At 72.2% G+C, this 15,762-nt stretch carries 13 protein-coding genes; 6 read left to right on the forward strand and 7 right to left on the reverse strand.

Annotated features, from left to right (window positions below; genetic code table 11):
- Positions 1–61: 61 nt before the first annotated feature.
- Entirely contained in the window at positions 62–2,125 is a 2,064-nt protein-coding gene (locus tag ACWDS7_RS24520; RefSeq protein WP_451931168.1) for a neutral/alkaline ceramidase, read from the forward strand.
- A gap of 150 nt (positions 2,126–2,275) precedes the next feature.
- On the opposite strand, the gene ACWDS7_RS24525 is transcribed toward ACWDS7_RS24520, so the two are convergent.
- The 6 genes from ACWDS7_RS24525 to ACWDS7_RS24550 form a co-directional block, all read right to left on the reverse strand.
- Entirely contained in the window at positions 2,276–3,244 is a 969-nt protein-coding gene (locus ACWDS7_RS24525) for an N-acetylglucosamine kinase (RefSeq protein WP_451931169.1), read from the reverse strand.
- On the reverse strand, positions 3,241–4,500 hold the full coding sequence (locus ACWDS7_RS24530) for a 6-phospho-beta-glucosidase (protein ID WP_451931170.1): 1,260 nt from the start codon (positions 4,498–4,500) through the stop codon (positions 3,241–3,243). Before ACWDS7_RS24530 ends, ACWDS7_RS24525 begins: the two co-directional genes overlap by 4 nt.
- Positions 4,497–5,390 carry a carbohydrate ABC transporter permease gene (locus tag ACWDS7_RS24535; RefSeq protein ID WP_451931171.1) on the reverse strand — a complete coding sequence of 298 codons (894 nt, stop codon included), beginning with the start codon at positions 5,388–5,390 and terminating at the stop codon, positions 4,497–4,499. Before ACWDS7_RS24535 ends, ACWDS7_RS24530 begins: the two co-directional genes overlap by 4 nt.
- On the reverse strand, positions 5,387–6,334 hold the full coding sequence (locus ACWDS7_RS24540; protein ID WP_451931172.1) for a carbohydrate ABC transporter permease: 948 nt from the start codon (positions 6,332–6,334) through the stop codon (positions 5,387–5,389). Before ACWDS7_RS24540 ends, ACWDS7_RS24535 begins: the two co-directional genes overlap by 4 nt.
- Before the next feature lie 6 nt (positions 6,335–6,340).
- The gene (locus ACWDS7_RS24545; protein WP_451931173.1) at positions 6,341–7,678 is read right to left on the reverse strand and encodes an extracellular solute-binding protein; all 1,338 of its coding nucleotides are present in this window, start codon (positions 7,676–7,678) and stop codon (positions 6,341–6,343) included.
- Positions 7,679–7,746: 68 nt separating this feature from the next.
- Positions 7,747–8,943 (reverse strand): ROK family transcriptional regulator, encoded by a 1,197-nt coding sequence (locus ACWDS7_RS24550; protein ID WP_306869279.1) that lies wholly within the window; start codon positions 8,941–8,943, stop codon positions 7,747–7,749.
- A 224-nt stretch (positions 8,944–9,167) separates the two neighbouring features.
- On the opposite strand from ACWDS7_RS24550, the gene ACWDS7_RS24555 reads away from it, so the two are divergent.
- From ACWDS7_RS24555 to ACWDS7_RS24570, 4 genes are all read left to right on the forward strand, one after another.
- Entirely contained in the window at positions 9,168–11,468 is a 2,301-nt protein-coding gene (locus tag ACWDS7_RS24555) for a HelD family protein (RefSeq protein ID WP_451931178.1), read from the forward strand.
- 562 nt (positions 11,469–12,030) lie between these two features.
- Positions 12,031–13,698 (forward strand): apolipoprotein N-acyltransferase, encoded by a 1,668-nt coding sequence (gene lnt, locus ACWDS7_RS24560; RefSeq protein ID WP_451931174.1) that lies wholly within the window; start codon positions 12,031–12,033, stop codon positions 13,696–13,698.
- Positions 13,698–14,444 (forward strand): polyprenol monophosphomannose synthase, encoded by a 747-nt coding sequence (locus ACWDS7_RS24565; protein ID WP_451931175.1) that lies wholly within the window; start codon positions 13,698–13,700, stop codon positions 14,442–14,444. The genes lnt and ACWDS7_RS24565 overlap by 1 nt, the downstream gene beginning before the upstream one ends.
- A 93-nt stretch (positions 14,445–14,537) precedes the next feature.
- On the forward strand, positions 14,538–15,083 hold the full coding sequence (locus tag ACWDS7_RS24570; RefSeq protein ID WP_306869286.1) for an FxsA family protein: 546 nt from the start codon (positions 14,538–14,540) through the stop codon (positions 15,081–15,083).
- Between the two features lie 27 nt (positions 15,084–15,110).
- Here ACWDS7_RS24570 and ACWDS7_RS24575 read toward each other — a convergent pair whose 3' ends face one another.
- Complete coding sequence (locus tag ACWDS7_RS24575) at positions 15,111–15,554, reverse strand: SRPBCC family protein (protein WP_451931176.1); 444 nt, start codon at positions 15,552–15,554, stop codon at positions 15,111–15,113.
- On the opposite strand from ACWDS7_RS24575, the gene ACWDS7_RS24580 reads away from it, so the two are divergent.
- Positions 15,546–15,762: hypothetical protein (locus tag ACWDS7_RS24580; RefSeq protein ID WP_451931177.1), on the forward strand; the 217-nt coding region annotated here is incomplete at its 3' end. The two genes, ACWDS7_RS24575 and ACWDS7_RS24580, sit on opposite strands and share 9 nt — an antisense overlap.

Genomic DNA, 15,762 nt, shown 5'->3' on the forward strand with positions numbered 1-15,762 from the left:
CCCCCGGCGGAGGACGGCTCCGCCCACGCCGCCGCTCGCCGACCGGACCCCAGGAGCCCGCATGCGGCGTCCCTCCCGTTCGCGCCCCCGATCCCTGTCCCTGCTGCTCACCGGACTGGTGGGCACGCTCTGCCTGACCGGCCTGCCGGCGCCGCCGCCGGCCGCCGCCGCGCGGGCCGAGCCGGCGACCTACCTCGTCGGCCGCGGCATCTCCGACGTCACCGGAGAGGTCGCCGAGGTCGGCATGATGGGATACTCCAGCTTCGACCAGAAGGCCACCGGCCTGCACCAGCGCCAGCGGTCGCGGGCCTTCGTCATCGTCGACCAGGCCACCGGCAGACGGGTGGTCTACGTCAACGCCGACCTCGGCATGATCTTCCAGTCGGTCCAGCAGGGCGTCGTCGCCAGGCTGAAGCAGCGCTACGGCTCCCTGTACGGCGAGCAGAACGTGCTGCTGTCGGCGACGCACACCCACGCGGGACCGGGCGGCCACTCCCACCACCTGGCCTACAACCTGTCCGTCCTCGGCTTCCAGAAGGCCACCTACAACGCGATCGTCGACGGCATCGTCGAGTCGGTGGTGAAGGCGCACGAGGACCTCAGGCCGGGCACCATCAGCCTGGGCAGGGGCCTGCTCACCGACGCGAGCGTGAACCGCTCCAGGACGGCCTTCGACGCCAACCCCGCCGGGGACCGGGCGGCCTTCCCGCAGGCCGTCGACCCGGCGATGACCGTGCTGCGCTTCAAGCAGGGCGGCACCGACGTGGGCGCGATCAGCTGGTTCGCCACCCACGCCACCTCCCTGACCAACGCCAACACCCTGATCAGCCCGGACAACAAGGGGTACGCGGCCTACCGATGGGAGCACGACCACGCGGGCGTGCGCTATCTGGACGGCACGCCGGGCTTCGTGGCGGCCTTCCCGAACACCAACGCCGGCGACATGTCGCCCAACCTCAACCTGCGGCCCGGGTCGGGTCCCACCGAGAACGAGTTCGACAACACCCGGATCATCGGCGAGCGCCAGTTCGCCAGGGCCAAGGAGGTCTATGACGGCGCGCGGACGCCGATCACCGGCGGCGTCGACCACCGGATGAGGTTCGTCGACATGGAGAACGTGACCGTGGGCGGGGCCTACACCCCGGACGGCAGGGAGCACCGCACCTGTCCCGCCATGGTCGGCGCCTCCACGATGGCGGGCAGCGTGGAGGACGGACCGGCGATCCCCGGCTTCAAGGAGGGCATGACGGGACCCATCGCCAAGCTGCTGGAGCCGCTCGACGTCGACGCGCCGCCGTGGCTGATCAGCTGCCAGGCGCCCAAGCTGAACCTGGTGCCGACCGGCCTGGTCACCGAGCCCGTGCCGGTGACCCCGAGGATCCTGCCGGTGCAGATCCTCAAGATCGGCCAGCTCTACCTGGTGGCGGGCCCCGCCGAGTTCACCATCGTCGCCGGCCTGCGGGTCCGGCGGGCGGTGGCGGGCGAGCTGGGGGTGCCCGTCGAGAACGTGATCATGCAGGGCTACGCCAACGCCTACAGCCAGTACGTGACCACGCCCGAGGAGTACGAGCTGCAGCAGTACGAGGGCGGTTCCACGCTCTACGGCAAATACACCCTGCCCGCCTACCAGCAGGAGTTCGCCGCCCTCGCGGCCGCCATGCGGGACGGCGCCGCCGTCGACCGGGGCCCGCAGACACCCGACCTGTCGGGCAGGCAGGTCAACCTCCAGACGGGCGTGGTCCTCGACAGCCCTCCGGCGTCGAAGTCGTTCGGCCAGGTGCTGACCGAGCCCGCGGCCTCCTACCGGCCGGGGAGCACCGCGAGCGCCGAGTTCGTCACCGGTCATCCGAAGAACAACCTGCACCGCAACGGCACCTACCTGGAGGTGCAGCGGCTGGTGGACGGCGTGTGGGTGCGCCACCTGGACGACGGCGACTGGCGGACCGTCTATCGCTGGACGCGCCTCAACGGGCTCACCGGCACCTCCAAGGCGACGATCACCTGGGACATCGCGCCCGGCACGCCCGCGGGCACCTATCGGATCGTCCACTCCGGCGACTCCAGGAACATCCTGGGGAAGGTGACCCCGTTCACCGGCGCCTCCAGGAGCTTCACGGTGTCCTGACGGCTCCGGGGGAGGGGCCGGGGCGGTCCCTCCCCCGACGCCGCGGGCCCGCCTCCGCCCACGCCGGGGACGCGGCGGTACGGCTCAGGCCCGCCGGGGACGCGGCGGTACGGCTCACGCCCGCCGGGGCGCGAGCCGTACCGGGAGGGCTCACGCCATCGCGTGGAAGTGGGCGCGCAGCCGGGTTTTGGCCTCCTCGGTGGCGCCCAGGGCGTCCAGGCCGAGCAGCGCGGCGCCCACGATGGGCGGGACGTCCACGACGATCAGCTTGGCCTGGGGGGCCTGCTCGGCGAAGCGCCGCTCGATCAGGCCGCTCAGCAGCGGGTCGCGGGCGGTCAGCACGCCGCCGCCCAGGACCACCTCCATCGGGGTGTCCAGCAGGTTCAGGCGGCGGAGCGCGACCACCGCGAGGACGGTGACCTCCTCGGCCATCCGCGCCACGATCGAGCGGGCCACCGCGTCGCCGTCGGCGGCGACGGCCATCAGCACCGGCACCAGCCCGTGCAGCCCGAGCGGGGACAGCTCGCCGAAGTGGATGCCGAGCGCCACCTCCTCGACGGTCCGGGTGCCGAAGTGCTCGGCGACCGCGCGCTCCAGGGCGGTCGCCGGGCCCCGGCCGTCCTCGGCCCGGACGGCGTGCCAGAGCGCCTCCTCTCCCAGGCCCATCCCGCCGCCCCAGTCGCCGGTGAGCCGGCCCAGGGCCGGATACCTGGCCACCTCGCCGGTGGGGGAGACCCCCACGGCATTGACACCCGCCCCGCACACCACGGCCACGCCCGCCGGCCCGGAGGCCCCGGCGCGCAGCAGGGCGAAGGTGTCGTTGCCGACGACCACCTCCCGGCCGTACTCGCGGGCGAGGATCTCGTCGCGGATGGTCTCCTCCTCGACCGGCAGGTCGGCGCCGGCCACGTAGGCGGCCACGTGGTCGGCGAACGGCGGCGTGAGGTCCGGGCCGAGCAGCCGTACGGCCTCGCCGATCACGTCGACCGCGGCCCCCACCCCGGCGCTCTGCGGCTCGAAGGCCGCGCCGCGGCCGGTGGCCAGGACGGAGCCGTCCTCGCCGACCAGCGCGACGTCGGTCTTGCTGTTGCCGCCGTCCACGGCCAGGACGGTTCTCACGCGGTCGTCCAGGGCAGGTGCCGGCGGTTGGCGTCGACGAGCCGCCGGGCCAGGTCGTCCGACAGCGCGGCCTGGCCGATCAGCGGGTGGGCCAGCAGCGCGTCCGAGACGCGCTGCCGGCCGCCGTGCAGAGCGGCCTCCAGCGCCAGCGTCTCATACGCGGTGACGTGGGCGATGAGCCCGGCGAAGAGCGGCTCGACGGGGTCCACGGGCAGCGCCGCCGCGCCCGCGGCGGTGATCCTGGCCGGGACCTCGATGACCGCGTCGTCGGCCAGGAACGGCAGCGTGCCGTCGTTGCGCAGGTTGACCACCTGGGTGTCGCCGCGGTCGCCGAGCAGCGAGGCGATCAGCGCCACCGCGGCCTCGGAGTAGAACGCCCCGCCGCGCTTGCCCAGCAGCTCGGGCTTGGTGTTCACCGACGGGTCGGCGTACAGCTCCAGCAGCGCCGCCTCCATCGCCGCGACCTCCGCCGCGCGCGACGGCTTGGAGCGCTGCTCCTCCACCACGAGGTCGTGCTCGTAGAAGTAGCGCAGGTAGTAGGAGGGCACCACGCCGAGGCGGCGGATCAGGCCGGCCGTCAGGCCGACGTCCTGGGCGATCTCCTCGCCGTGGCCGTCCAGCAGCTCCGGCAGGACGTCCACCCCGTCCAGGTGGACGGCGCGCTCCCAGGTGAGGTGGTTCAGGCCGACGTGGCCCAGGGAGATGCGCTCCGGCGCGACGCCCAGATTCGCGGCGAAGCGGCGCTGGAAGCCGATGGCCACGTTGCACAGGCCGATGGCCCGGTGGCCGGCCTCCAGCAGCGCCCTGGTGACGATGCCCACCGGGTTGGTGAAGTCGACGATCCAGGCGTCGGGCGCGTGCCGGCGGACCTTCTCGGCGATGTCCAGCACCACCGGGACCGTGCGCAGGGCCTTGGCCAGGCCGCCCGCGCCGGTGGTCTCCTGGCCGACGCAGCCGCACTCCAGCGGCAGCGTCTCGTCCACCTCGCGCGCGGCCTGGCCGCCGACGCGCAGCTGGAACAGGACCGCTTGGGCCCCGGCCACGCCCTCCTCGACCGAGGTCGTCGCGACGACCTCGGCCGGGTGGCCGGTGCGCGCCAGCATCCGGCGGGCCATCCCGGCGATCAGCTCCAGCCGGCCGGCGTCCGGATCGACCAGCGCGATCTCCGTGAGGGGCAGCTCGTCGCGGAGCCGCGCGAATCCGTCGATCAGCTCCGGCGTGTATGTCGAGCCGCCCCCGACAACGGCGAGTTTCACCCTTTTACTCCTGTCAGCGTCACGCCCTCGATGAAGACCCTCTGGGCGAAGAAGAACACGATGATCACTGGGGCCATGACGAGCAGGGTCGCCGCCATGGTGAGGTTCCACTGCACGCTGTGCAGCGCCCGGAAGGACGCCAGCCCGAGGGAGAGCGTCCAGTTTTCCTCGTTGATCTGGGCGTAAAGCAGCGGTCCATAGTAGTCGTTCCAGCAGTAGAAGAACTGGAACAGCGCCACCGCCGCGATCGCCGGCCGTGCCATCGGCAGGATCACCCTGACCAGGGTCCTGAAGTCCGAGCAGCCGTCCACGCGGGCGGCCTCGGTGTACTCCTTGGGGATCGTGATCAGGAACTGCCGCAGCAGGAAGATGGAGAAGGCGTCGCCGAGCAGCATCGGCAGGATCAGCGGCCACAGCGTGCCGGTGAGCTCGAGACGCGCCCAGACGAGATAGACCGGGACGGCGACGACCTGCGGGGGCAGCATCATCATCGTGATGACCGCCAGGAAGGCCAGCCTGCGCCCCCGGAAACGGAAGCGGGCCATCGCGTAGGCCACCGGGACCGACGACAGCAGCATGAACAGGGTGCCCAGCCCGGCGTACATGAACGTGTTGCCCAGCCAGCTCAGCAGGTGCGACCTGGCGAACACCTCGGCGAAGTTGCCCCAGTTCCAGGTGTCCGGCCACAGCTCGCCGGTGAGCGCCTGGTCGTCGGTCATCAGCGCGGTCAGCGCCACGAACACCAGCGGGCCGATGAACATCACCGACAGCGCCACGGCGAGGGCGTGGGTGGCGATCCAGTACAGCGTCCTGCGGACGCGTCCGCCGCGCGCGCCGGCCCGGCGGACCGGGGAGGCGGTGGCGGGGGGTCTGGTGGCCAAGGTGGTCACCGGCTGCCTCCTTCGTCGTCGGTGAACGCGCGGAACCGGCGGAGCAGGACGAGGGTGAAGATCATGGAAGCCGCGAACAGCAGCAGCGCCAGCACGCAGGCGTAGCCCATGCTGAAGTCGCGGAAGCCCGAGTGGAACAGCCACTGGGGCAGTGTCAGCGTGGACAGCTCGGGATAGCCCGGCACGAAGGCGCTGCCGGGGGAGTCGGTGACCCCGGCGGCGACCCGGGAGGCGATCATCGCCTGGGTGAAGTACTGCAGGGCGTAGATGACGCCGGTGACCGTGGAGAACATCAGCACCGGGGAGATCGTCGGCAGCGTGATGCTCCGGAACTGCCGCCACCCGCCGGCCCCGTCGATGGCCGCGGCCTCGTACAGGTGCTTGGGCACGTCCAGCAGCGCGGCAAGGAAGATCATCATCGTGTTGCCGATGCCCCACATGGCCAGCAGGGTCAGACCGGGTTTGGCCCAGTCCTTGTCGCCGAACCAGTCGGGCGCGGTGATCCCGAAGAGGTCGATGATCTGGTTGAGCGGTCCCGAGGGGTTCATCAGGAAGACGAAGGAGACGGTCCCGGCCACCAGCGGCACCAGCGACGGCAGGTAGAACACGGTGCGGAAGAAGCCGGCGCCCGCCTTCAGGCGGGTGAGCAGCTGGGCCACGGCCAGGCCGAAGAGCACCTGGGCGGGGACCATGAACACCACCAGCCACAGCGTGTTCCTGATGGAGATCCACGCCCGGTCGTCGTGGAAGAAGTAGCGGTAGTTGTCCAGGCCGACGAACTCCAGCGTGAACAGGTCGTAGCGGTGGAAGGAGAAGTAGACCGTCGCCGCGAGGGGGTAGACGAAGAAGACCGCGAACCCGATCAGCCAGGGCGACATCCAGAGGAGGGCCTTGCGGCCCTCGCCGCGCCACCGGCGGGGCGGCGCGGCGTGGGTGATGCTCATCAAGGATCAGCCCCCGGAGAGCTTCAGCTTGTCGTTGACGCGCTTGTCGACCCCGGCGAGCCCGGCGTCGAGATCCTTGACCGAGCCCTTCTCCCACTGGTGCATGAACTCCTGGATCGCCTCCTGGTTGAAGGAGCTGTTGACGCTGGAGGGCACCGTGCTCGTCTTGGGGTGGCTGAAGATGTCGATGAAGGTCTGGAAGTTCTCGTCCTTCTTCAGGTCCGGAGACTCCAGTGAGGCCTTGGTGGTCGGCACGTTGCGCAGGGCGTTGGACAGGGTGACCAGGGCGGTGGTGTCGGTGGTCAGATACTTCACCAGCTCCCAGGCGGCCTGCGGGTTCTTGGCGCCCTTGGGCACGCCGATCACGGTGCCGGCGGTGAAGCCGCTGCCGTACAGCTCGGGCTTGTCGTCGGCGACGGGGAGCGGCGCGGTGCCGTAGTCGAGGCTCCCGGCCTCGTTGGCGATCATGGCGTTGCGCCACTCGCCGTCGAGCATCATGGCGACCTTGCCCTTGTAGAACGGGTGGTCGGCCGACCACTCCTGGCCCAGGCTCTTGCGGAACTTGTCGAGCTTGTCGTAGCCGTACCAGTCGACGAGCTCCTTCTGCCAGCGCAGGAGCTGCTTCCAGGCCGGGTCGGAGCCGATCGCCGAGGTGCCGTCCGGGTTGTACCACTTGGCGCCGACCATGGGGGCCAGGTGCGAGGCGGTGTTCTCGTAGTACTCGAAGCTCGGGATGAAACCGGCGACCTTGATGGTCCCGTCCGCGTCGCGGACGGTGAGCTTCTTGGTGAGCTCGGTCAGCTCCGACAGCGTCTTGGGAGGCTGGCTGCCCTTCATCAGGGCCTTGTTGTAGTAGAGCCCGTAGGCGTCGGCCAGCAGCGGCATCACGCAGCGCCTGCCCTCGAACTCGGTGTAGGAGCGCGAGGCCTCCGGCAGCACCGACAGGTCGATGCCGTCCTGCCGGATCACCTGGGTGAGATCCTGGAACGTTCCGCTCTTGCACCACTGGGCCACGTTGTCGGTGGTGAAGGAGGAGGCGACGTCCGGGGCCTTCCCGCCGCGCACCGCCTGGGTGATCTGGTCGTCCTGGACTCCCTTGACCAGTTTGACGGTGATCTGCGGGAACTTCTGGCGGAACCCGGCGATGGCGTCCTCGAACGCCTTCACCTCGGCGGGCGCCGAGAATCCGTGCCACAGCTCAAGGGCGGTGGCGGGCAGGGACGCCGAGCCCGAGGGTTTGGGCTGGGTCCCGAGCGCGGGCGCGCTCTCCTTGCCCGCGGTGCAGGCGGTCAGGGCCGCGGCCGTGAGGGCGGCCGTGGCGAAGGTGAGAAAGCGTCGGTGCACGACGGCTGCCTCCTTGCGTGTGGGGGGAATCACGAGAGGACGGGGGGTCGGGGACGGGGATCGGGTGATCAGGAGGGGACGGTGGAGCCGAAGACCTCGTCGCGGGTGGCGGCGAGGGCGAGGTCGAGGGCCCCGGCCAGGACGGGGTTGCCCTCGACGGTCGACAGCAGCAGGGGCGGCCGGGGGATGGTGAGCGCGTGCAGCTCGTGCTCGACGAGCTCGCGCAGTGTCTCGCCGCCGGCCAGGAGGGTGCCGCCGGTCAGCACGATGATCTCGGGGTCGATGACCGAGGTGATCGAGGCCAGGCCGATCGCCAGCCGGGCGGCGATGTCGCGCAGCCCGGCGCGGGCGTCGTCGGCGCGCCTGCCGGTGGACTGCGAGGTCTGCACGGCGTTCCGCACGGCCTGCGCGGGGGTGGTGCCGCGCAGGCCGTAGGACCTGAGGATCTTGAGTACGGCGGGGCCTCCGGTGAGGGCCTGGTAGCCGTGGTTGGCGTAGCGCCCCGCCTCGCGGGCCGTGGGCGCGCCGGGGGCGGGCATGTAGCCGACCTCGCCGGCGCCGCCGGTGGCGCCCCGGTGCAGCCGGCCGCCCAGCACCAGTGCCGAGCCGAGCCCCTCGTCGGCCCAGAGCAGCACGAAGTCCGGGTGGCCCTGGGCCACGCCGTGCGCCTGCTCCGCCTGGGCGACGAGGTTGACGTTGTTCTCGACGGCGATCTGGAGGCCGAGCCCCCCGCTGAGGGTGGGCACCAGGTCGGGGATGTGCCAGCCGGGCATGTCCTTGCTGGTGGCGTAGCCCAGCCTGCCGGTGCCCGGGTCGAGCGCGCCCTGCACGCCGATGACCGCGCGCCGCAGGTCGGCGGGGGCGCCGGCGCCCTCCAGTGCGGCGCGCACCCGCTCCACCACGTCGCCGGCGGCGCGGCCGGGGGTGGGCAGCCGGTGCTCGCCGATCACGGTGCCGGTGATGTCGGCCACCCTGACGTCGATGTGCGCGGGGGTGACGTCCAGCGCGGCGACGTGCGCGGCGGCCGGGTTGAGCCGGTAGACCTCGGCGGTGCGGCCGGGCAACCCCTCGCGGATGCCGTCCAGGACGACCAGGCCCGCCTCCTGGAGCCGGGCGAGCAGCTGGGAGGCCGTGGGCTTGGACAGGCCGGTCAGGGCGCCGATCTCCGGACGGGTCAGCGCACCGCGCTCCAGCAGCGCGTGCAGGGCGGCGCGGTCGTTGATCGCGCGCAGCAGGCTGGGGGTGCCCGGCGTGGGCTGAGTCACAGGTCCTCCGTGTCCGCACATCCCGTGCGGTCCCCCGCACAGCAGAGTTAGGAAAGTTTCCTAACTCGAAGTGAATCTAAGGAGCCCGTGCGAATCGCGTCAAGCGGAGGGGGTGCGCCGAAATCAACCTGTGATGGCGGGGGGAGGGGCGGATGTCTCGACGGACCTGCTAAGGTGATGGTTTGTCATAACCACAAGCCAATGGCCCGGAGTATCCCATTACTATCAACGATAATGGAGCGACGGCAACCCGTCAACTCGAGCTCGCCAAGGAGCAGGAATACGTCTCCGGCCTCTACGCACGGCTCGACCTGTTGCGCGAGCGCACCCAGCGGCAGCTGGACGGGGTGCTGGCGCAGGGCGGCAGCGGCGGCACGCACCAGAACCGCTCCGAGCGCGACACGTTCGCCGGGATGTACGCCGAACGGCTGGGCCGCCTGTGGGCGGTCGAGAACGGCCTGTGCTTCGGGCGGCTCGACAACGCCGACCGCACCTCCCTCTACATCGGCCGCATCGGCATGGCCGACGACGAGCAGCGGCGGCTGCTGATCGACTGGCGGGCCCCGGTGGCCCAGCCGTTCTACGGCGCCACCCCGGCCGCCTCCATGGGCGTCATCCGCCGCCGGCACCTGCAGACCAAGGGACGCAAGGTGATCGGGGTCGACGACGACCTGCTCGATCTCGACAGCCTCACCGACGACGCCGCGGCCACCCTCAACGGCGAGGCGGCGCTGCTGGCCTCCATCGCCGCCAAACGCACCGGGCGGATGCGCGACATCGTGGCCACCATCCAGTCCGAGCAGGACCGCATCATCCGCTCGGACCTGAGCGGCGTGCTGGTCGTGCAGGGCGGTCCGGGCACGGGCAAGACGGTGGTGGCCCTGCACCGGGCGGCCTATCTCCTCTACACCCACCGGGACAAGCTGGCCCGCCGGGGCGTGCTCATCCTCGGGCCCAACCTGACCTTCCTGCGCTACATCGAGCAGGTGCTGCCCTCCCTGGGCGAGACCGACGTGCTGCTGTCCACGGTCGCCGAGCTGTACCCGGGGGTCGTCGCCACGGTGAAGGAGGCGCCCGAGGTCGCCGCGCTCAAGGGCGACGGGCGGATGGCCGAGGTGGTGGCGCGGGCCGTACGCGAACGGCAGCGGGTGCCGCGCCAGCCGGTCGACATCCGCCTCGACCGCTACACCCTCAGACTCGACGGCCGCGTCCTGGAGGCCGCCCGCTCCCGGGCGCTCCGCTCCCGCAAGCCGCACAACGAGGCCCGCGGCGTCTTCGTCCGCCACCTGCTCAACGCGCTCGCCCGGCAGGCCGCCCGGCAGCTCGGCAAGGGCATGATCGACGATGACGAGCTGGCCGACCTCCGCGAGGACCTCCGTACGGAGCGTCCCGTCAAGGCCGCGCTGAACAGGCTGTGGCCCTACACCACCCCCCAGCAGCTCCTCATCGGGCTGTTCACCTCGGGCGAGCGGCTGGACTACGCCGCCGGCGACTTCAGCGCCGCCGAGCGCGAGCTGCTGCTGCGTGAGCCGCCGCGTCAGGGGGAGAACTGGTGGGCCGAGTCCGACGTGCCGCTGCTGGACGAGGCCGCCGAGCTGCTCGGCGACATCGACCCGGCGGTGCTGCGGGCCGGGGCGTGGATCGCCGAGGAGGAACAGGCCGCCCGGCGCGCCGCCGCCCTGGACGAGCGTCAGCACCAGCTCACCTACGCCAAGGAGGTGCTGGAGCTGACCGGGCTGTCCGACATCATGGACGCCGAGAAGTTCGCCGCCCGGCACTTGGGCGACGACGTGTACCTGACCACCGCCGAGCGCGCCGCCGCCGACCGCACCTGGGCCTTCGGTCACGTCATCGTCGACGAGGCGCAGGAGCTGTCGGCGATGGACTGGCGGATGGTGATGCGGCGCGTGCCGACCCGGTCGATGACGATCGTCGGCGACCTGGCGCAGACCGGCTCCTCGGCCGGCGCGCGCTCCTGGGGCCGGGTGCTCGACCCGTACGTGTCCGGGCGCTGGCGCGAGGAGCACCTCAGCGTCAACTACCGGACCCCGGCCGAGCTGATGGCCGTGGCCGCCGACGTGCTCACGCTGGTCGGCCCCGGTCTCGTCGCGCCAACCTCGGTCCGGGAGACGGGTGCGGCCCCCTGGGCCGCCTCCCCGGTGGAGGCGCTGGCCGATGTCGTCAAGGCCGAGGTCGTCGAGGGCGGACGCCTGGTCGTGATCGTGCCCGAGTCCGGTGTGGCGGAGTTCGGCGAGGTGGTGAGCCGGGCCGTCGACGGCGCGGTCGTGGGGCCGGGGTCGGCCGCCCTGGACGCCCCGGCGGCGGTCCTGACGGTCGCCCAGGCCAAGGGGCTGGAGTTCGACGGGGTCGTCGTGGTGGAGCCGGAGCTGATCCTGCGGGAGTCGCCCCGCGGGGCGAGCGACCTTTACGTCGCGATGACCCGCGCGACACAGCGCCTTGGCGTCGTGCACAGCGGTCCGCTTCCCGAAGCGCTTGCTCGACTTGAGCGACATCCGATCACATGAGACCATTGACGGCTCTCGTCGATCATGTCCCAGCTGCGAAAACTTGATGTTTCCGCTGTTAGTGACACGGTTGACATCTGCGCTGGGGTCGGTAGTTTGCTGCCCAGTCCAGCACGGGACTGGCCGGTTGGCCGCCTTTCGACATCGTCGGTTCCTGCGCCCGTGACGGGGGTGACCCCGTCCACACAGCCAGGCGCAGGGCCGGCGTTCCGTCGAGGCGGGGCACCCCGACCGGGCGGGGGGTTGGACCCAGGAGGGGTCCGGGCACCCAGTAGACAACGGCAATCCGCGCTCGCCGCCGACGGGACGGAACCGGTCCGAAGGGTGGTCCGGGCCCTCTTCCCGCTCCCGTGCCGAGCGCCGCAAGCGTCGGGGTGATCCCCAGGGCATCCGTCCGCCCCTGGGGATCACCCCGTTGCCGCGTTCACGGCCCTGGTCCGGCACCCTTTTTTGGGGGTGTGCCGCGGTGAGCGGTACCGTTCGGGCTAGAGAGCCGGGTGCGTGAGCCGGGCCGGGATGACCGGGCGTCACCGTCCGCACGACACCGCAAGGAGCCCCGCCCGTGGTGCAGGAGAAGACGGCCGCCCCGGCGTCCGGAGCGGCCGGACCGGAGGGACCCGACGGCCCGCCCGGTGGGCCCCGGCCCGAGAGGACCGCCGCGGCGCAGGGCCCGGCCGGAGCCTCGCGCTGGGCGCTCCCGGCCCGGACCGCGGGCGCGGTCGCCGGCGGCCTGCTGCTCTACCTCGCCTTCCCGCCGCTCGGACTGTGGTTCCTCGCGCCGTTCGGCCTGGCGCTCGCCGTGCTGTCGGTGCACGGCTCGCGCCCCCGCCGCGCCCTGTGGCTCGGCCTCCTCACCGGCCTGGCCTTCCTGCTGCCCGCCCTGCACTGGGTCAGTCCGATCGGGACGGACGCCTGGCTGGGCCTGGTGGCGCTGGAGAGCCTCTTCTACGCGGCCTGGGCCGCGGGCACCGCCCTGGCCGTCCGGCTGCCCCTGTGGCCGCTGTGGAGTGCCGCGCTGTGGGTGACGATGGAGTGGGCCCGGGGGCAGTTCCCGTTCGGCGGCTTCCCCTGGGCGCGGGTGGCCTTCAGCCAGGGGGAGTCGCCCTTCACCCCCTACGCGGCCCTCGGCGGGGCGCCGCTGGTGACCTTCGCGGTGGCCCTGTGCGGCGGCCTGATCGCGCTGCTGGCGCTCCGGCTCGCGGCCGCCCCCCGCCGGGGCCGGGCGCTCGCCCTGCCGCTCGCCGGGCTGCTGGCCGTGCCGGCCGCCGCCTACGCCGTCCCCCGCCCCGGCGACGAGGGCAGGACCGTCACCGTCGGCGTCATCCAGGGCAACGTCCCGGGCCGGGGCATGCACCCCCTCGGGGACGAGCCGGCCGTGGTCCTGGGCAACCACACCCGCATGCTCCACGAGATGGCACAGGCCGTACGGGAGGGGCGGACGCCCCGGCCGGACATCGTCGTGCTGCCGGAGAACTCCACCGACATCGACCCCTACCGCAGCGACTTCGCCCGCCGCGAGATCGACGCGGCGGTGAAGGACATCGGGGTGCCCGTCCTGGTCGGCGCCGTCGTGGGCATCGGGCAGGACAACCGCGCCACACGCAGCCTGGTGTGGGACCCGGTCACCGGCCCCGGCGCCTACTACGACAAGCAGCAGCTCGTCCCCTTCGGCGAATACACCCCGCTCAAGTCCCTCGTGCTGGCCCTGTTCGAGCGGGCGGGCCTGGTCGGCAAGCAGTCGGTGCCCGGCACCCGCGACGGCGACCTGAAGCTGGGCCCGGTGACGGTCGGCGCGATCAACTGCTACGAGGTGGCCTTCGACGGCGTCGTGGGCGACACCGCCCGGACGGGCGCCAGCCCCCTGGTGGTGCAGACCAACAACGCCACCTACGCGCTGACCAACCTGCCGGCCCAGCAGCTGGCCATGTCCCAACTGCGCGCGGTCGAACACAACCGAGCGGTGGTAACCTCCGCGATCACGGGTATATCCGCTTACGTGACCCCCGATGGCACGGTCGCCTGGCGCACCGGAGAGCTCGTCCCCGCGGCGAACGTGCTGACCGTTCCGGTCAGAACCGCCGAAACGATCGCCACCCGTGTGGGGGCGCTGCCCGAATGGGCCTTGATACTTGTGAGTGCGGGCGCGTTGGCCGCCGCCTGGCGGCGGCGGCCCCGTAGCCTGGTGCACTCCGTGAACCAGGAAGGTGACCAGCAGGTGGGAGACGCGTGATGGAGCGGATGCTTGGCCGGGTGCTCGTCATCGTCCCGACGTACAACGAGCGGGAGAACCTGCCGATGATCGTCGGGCGGCTGCGCACCGCGCTGCCCGAGGCGCACCTGCTGGTCGCCGACGACAACAGCCCCGACGGCACCGGTGCGGTCGCCGACGCGCTGGCGGCCGAGGACGACCACGTCCACGTGCTGCACCGGCCGGGCAAGCAGGGCCTGGGCGCCGCCTACATCGCCGGCTTCCGCTGGGGGCTGGCCGAGGGCTTCGACGTCCTGGTGGAGATCGACGCCGACGGTTCCCACCAGCCCGAGGAGCTGCCCAAGCTGCTGGAGGCGCTGGCCGACGGGGCCGACCTGGTGATCGGCTCCCGGTGGGTGCCCGGCGGCAAGGTGGTCAACTGGCCCGGCTCGCGGGAGTTCCTGTCGCGCGGCGCCAACGTCTACACCCGGATGATGCTCGGCCTCCCGGTCCGTGACTCCACCGCGGGGTTCCGCGCCTACCGGGCCGCCACCCTGGAGAAGATCGGCCTGGACGACGTGGAGTCGCAGGGCTACTGCTTCCAGGTGGACCTGACCCTGCGCACGGTCCGCCACGGCCTGCGCGTCACCGAGGTGCCCATCATGTTCGTGGACCGCACCGTCGGGGCGAGCAAGATGAGCCGGGCCGTCGTGGGGGAGGCGCTGTGGCGGGTCACCCTGTGGGGCTTCTCCGGTCTCCCCGGACGCCTGCGCCGCCCGCCGCGCTGAAGCCGGACCGGCGCCGCCCGGATGACGGCGGAACGCTACGGCGCTCCGGTGCGTTGTCACTTCCGTACGGCTGCCGTGTGAGTTGAGGGAAAAATGCGCTTTCTGCTGGTTCTCGCCTTCCTGGCGGTCCCGGTCCTGGAGATCCTGGTGTCCGTCCGGATCGGCCAGGCCATCGGCGTGTGGCCCGCGATCGCCCTGCTGGCCGCCGGGGGCCTCCTCGGTTCCTGGATCGTCCGCCGGGAGGGGCGCAAGGCCTGGCGCAAGCTCCAGGAGGCGATGCAGACCGGCCGGATGCCCGAGCCGGGGGCGCCCGGCGGGGCCATGACCGTCGCCGGCGGGGTGCTGCTGGCGATCCCGGGCTTCCTCACCGACGTCGTCGGCCTGCTGTTCCTCCTGCCGTTCACCCAGCCGCTGGTGCGCGCGCTCGGCGCCCGGTTCCTCGCCCGCCGGATCCGCACCCTCGCCGAGCGGACGGCGGGCCCCGGCCTCGGCACGCCGTTCGGCGGCATGGACTCGCCCTTCGGCGGGGTGCCCGGCCAGCGGGACGGCTCCGGCCCGGTCATCCACGGCGAGGTCATCCGGGACGAGCCGGGCAGCTCCGCCGGTCACGACTCCGGCCGAGGCATCACCGGCCGTTGAGTCCCGCGGGTCACGGCTCCGGCGGCGTCACCGGCCGCTGAGATCGGCCAGGCGGCGGAGCGAGAGCCGTAGCAGCGCCGCGCTCAGCGGCCGGACCAGCGGCCAGCCGAGCCGCCCGGCCGGGCCGTACGGCAGGTCGAGCTCCTCCTCCCAGACGATCGTGCTGCCGCCGCCCTCACGGGGCAGCACGCGGAAGACCCCGGTGCCGCGCACCAGCCGCCCGGTGTGCCGGACCGCCACCGCCGTGGGCGGATCCCACTCGGTGATCTCCATGGTGTCGAGGAACCCGACGGGGCCCAGCCCGCTGAAGGCGGCCAGCCGGCTCCCCACGCTCCGGCCGTCGCCGGCGGCGACGCGCGCGCGGGTCAGGACCATCCACTCGCCGTGGCGCGGCCAGTCGGTCAGCACGGAGAACACCCGTTCCGGCTCTGCGGCCGCCTCCACCGAGACGCTGATGCGGGAGTGAGTCACCTTCCGATCCTTCCTCGCAGCCGCCACCGCCGAAACCACGGCCCGGCGCTCCCGCGGCCCGGCGTTCCCGCACCGCGGTGGCCCGCGGGGCTCGCGGTCCTCCTGGCGCCCGGCTCCGTCATCGCGATGGCCGGCGACCGGATCGTCATGCAGCCCCACTCCCAGATGATGATCCACGACGCCGCAGGCATGTGCATCGGCAACGCCA

The organism is Streptosporangium sp. NPDC003464, from assembly GCF_053588315.1.

Excerpts from the sequence above, each read along its gene's own strand:
- ACWDS7_RS24540 (WP_451931172.1), bottom strand. The coding sequence starts at position 6,334 with ATGAGCATCACCCACGCCGCGCCGCCCCGCCGGTGGCGCGGCGAGGGC.
- ACWDS7_RS24565 (WP_451931175.1), top strand. The coding sequence starts at position 13,698 with ATGGAGCGGATGCTTGGCCGGGTGCTCGTCATCGTCCCGACGTACAAC.
- ACWDS7_RS24570 (WP_306869286.1), top strand. The coding sequence starts at position 14,538 with ATGCGCTTTCTGCTGGTTCTCGCCTTCCTGGCGGTCCCGGTCCTGGAG.
- ACWDS7_RS24520 (WP_451931168.1), top strand. The coding sequence starts at position 62 with ATGCGGCGTCCCTCCCGTTCGCGCCCCCGATCCCTGTCCCTGCTGCTC.